This window comes from Streptomyces glaucescens, assembly GCF_002154375.1.
GTDB classification, from domain to species: Bacteria; Actinomycetota; Actinomycetes; order Streptomycetales; family Streptomycetaceae; genus Streptomyces; species Streptomyces glaucescens.
In genome coordinates this window covers 1-1,885 of the sequence record NZ_MUND01000970.1, presented here as the reverse complement: position 1 = coordinate 1,885, position 1,885 = coordinate 1, and the positions used below count along the sequence as shown (strand labels likewise).

Sequence of the window (1,885 nt, the reverse complement as noted above, 5' to 3'; positions counted from 1 at the left end):
GTACCCCGAGCCGGGCCCGGCGCGCCGGCGCCAGCAGCCTGCCGACCGTCACGTCCCCGGCGAACATGCCGAGCGCGGCGCAGGCGAAGAGGGTGCCGGCGGCTTCGGGCGCGTAGGAGACGTACAGCGACTCGCAGCCGACGATCAGCCCGTTGGGCACCCACAGGGCGAGGTACACCCACCGGCGGGCGGGCGACGACCACAGCAGCGTGTTGGCCCGCCAGGTGACCCGTGCCGAGGGGCGGCCGGACGCGCGCGGCGGGCGGGCCGTGAGCCCCAGCCGCAGTCCGAGCGCGGCCCCGGCGTACAGCAGTGCCGCCAGCAGCAGTGCGGTGCTCGGGGACAGGACGGCGACCAGGACGCCGCCGGTCGCGAAGCCCGCGACCTGCGCGAGGCCGCTCGTCATGTTGAAGAGCGAGCGCCCCAGCAGGTAGCGCTCCTTGGACAGGATCTCGGTGAGCAGCCCCCATCGCACGCCCCCGCCCAGCGAGGCGACCAGGCCCTGCGCGAGGACGACGGCGAGGACCGCCCAGACCGGCAGTCCGGGCGCCGCGAGCACCGCCGTGCCGGCCGCGAACGCCACCGCCACGCCGGTGAGGGTGGCCCTCGGCGGGAGCCGGTCCGCCCCGGACAGCAGGAAGGTGGCGCCGACGACCTGGGCGAGCGACGGGCCGAACATGCTCACCGCCGCCAGCAGCGGCGAGCCGGTCGCCCGGAACACCTGGGTGCCGAGCGCGAGCCCGCCGAGTGTCTGGGCGGCGGTCTGGGCGGCGGTGGACAGGAAGAGCGGTGTGAACTCCGGTGTGCGGAAAAGGCCTGAGTAGCCGGGTGATGTGCGCATGCCCGGAGTCTGCGGCGCCCGCGGGCGCCCCGTTATTGTTTCGCGCACCGGCGAAACGAGGAGGCGGCCGATGGGCTGGTGGCAGGTCGACGCCGACACCCTCGCCCGCAGCCGGTTCCTGGTCTCTCCGTACGCCGAGACCTTCGCGAGCCTGAGGCTGCTGCACACCGCGAGCGGCCGGCACCCCGGCGAGCAGGCCTGGCTGCGCGCCCATCTCCCCGGCTACCGCGCCCGCCTGGCCGCCGACCCGGTGACCGCGCTGCTGGTGCGCGCCGGGCTCGGCCGGGACTGGATCGCCGACTTCCTCACCCCGACCCCGCTGGACGGTGAGGACTTCGCGCGGGCCGCGGCCCGGGTCCGCGCCACCGACCCGGCGGCGGCCCGCGCGCATCTGCGCATGTCCCTGGGCGGTCCGCTCCCCGCCGGGCTGGACCGCGACGACCTGCCGCAGCGGGCGGCGGCGCTGCTCACCCACGTGTGGACCGAGGCCGTACGGCCGTACTGGTCCCGGCGCCGCCGCGTCCTGGAGGCCGATGTGGTGGCCCGGACCGCGCGGATGAGCCAGGGCGGCTGGGCGGCGGTGCTGGACGCGCTGCGGCCCGGCACCCGCTGGCTGGGCGCCAACCGGTTCCAGGTCAATCTCCACGAGTACCCGCCGCGTGACATCTCCGGCGCCGAGCTCCTCCTCGTCCCCGTCACGCCCCGCACCGGCTGGGTGAGCTGGGAGGAGCCGGGGCGGCAGCGGTACGCCCTCGTCTACCCGTGTGCCGGCCCGCTCGCCGACGAGCACGCCCGGCCGGTGCCCGCGAGTCTCGGCGCCCTGCTCGGCCGGGCCCGCGCGACCGTTCTGGTCCTCCTCGACTCGCCCCTGAGCACCACCCAGCTGACCGCCGTGACCGGGCAGGGTCTCGGCTCGGTGGGACGGCATCTGCGGGTGCTGCGGGACGCGGGCCTGGTGGACGGGCGACGGGCGGGACGCTCGGTGCTGTACGCCCGGACGGCGGCGGGCGACGTGCTCGTACGGGCGTACAGCACCGAGCGTCC

General features: G+C 76.4%; 2 protein-coding genes. One reads left to right on the top strand and one right to left on the bottom strand.

Annotated elements, in window-relative coordinates:
- The coding region (locus tag CCN42_RS39835; RefSeq protein ID WP_422641262.1) for an MFS transporter at positions 1-841 on the bottom strand (841 nt) is incomplete at its 3' end.
- 70 nt (positions 842-911) lie between these two features.
- On the opposite strand from CCN42_RS39835, the gene CCN42_RS39830 reads away from it, so the two are divergent.
- Positions 912-1,885, top strand: a 974-nt coding sequence (locus CCN42_RS39830) for an ArsR/SmtB family transcription factor (RefSeq protein ID WP_107427731.1), incomplete at its 3' end; no start/stop codon positions are given.